Annotated in this window: 1 protein-coding gene; it reads right to left on the bottom strand. The window is 61.9% G+C overall.

All coding sequences use genetic code 11. The features are described 5' to 3' along the window. Positions 1–41 precede the first annotated feature (41 nt). Positions 42–661: IS256 family transposase (locus JQK88_RS35515; RefSeq protein ID WP_203281245.1), on the bottom strand; the 620-nt coding region annotated here is incomplete at its 5' end.

Raw genomic sequence — 661 nt, 5'->3', positions numbered from 1 at the left:
GGGACTGTCAGGATTTCCGTGTACGGGCGGGCGGTTGAACATTATGCCGCCATGGCCCTGATGAAGCGCTCACCGAAGATTACGGCGAACTGGGCCTTTGCCATGGACCATTCACGTGGCGGCATTTTCCACTCTTTCTCGGATCGGTTCAAGATCAGATAGAGCAGTTTTGTGGCGGCATCGTCGCTCGGGAAGTGGCCCCTGGCCCTGACTGCCCGCCTGAGCTTCGAGTTCAGCGCCTCGATGGCATTCGTCGTGTAGACGATCCTGCGCACCTCCTCGGGAAAGGCGAAGAACGGGATCACCTCGTTCCATGCGCGCCGCCAGCTCTGCCCGATGGCGGGATAGCGCTGGCCCCAGGAGCCGGCTTCGAACGCGGTCAGCGCCTGTTCGGCGGCGTCGGCGCTTGGCGCGCGGTAGATCTCCTTGAGCGCCGTTGCCAAGCCCTTGCGATCCTTCCAGGACACGAAGTCCATGGAGTTGCGCAGCAGATGGACGATGCAGGTCTGCACGATCGCCTCGGGGAACACGGCGGTGATCGCTTCAGGAAAGCCCTTGAGCCCATCGACGACGGCAAGCAGGATATCTTCCGTGCCGCGGTTGCGGAGTTCGTTCATTACCCGCAGCCAGAACTTGGCGCCTTCATTCTGCTCGAGCCACA

The sequence above is a fragment of the Mesorhizobium caraganae genome (assembly GCF_016836705.1).
Classification (GTDB): Bacteria; Pseudomonadota; Alphaproteobacteria; order Rhizobiales; family Rhizobiaceae; genus Mesorhizobium; species Mesorhizobium caraganae.
This window is presented reverse-complemented; position numbering and strand designations above follow the sequence as displayed.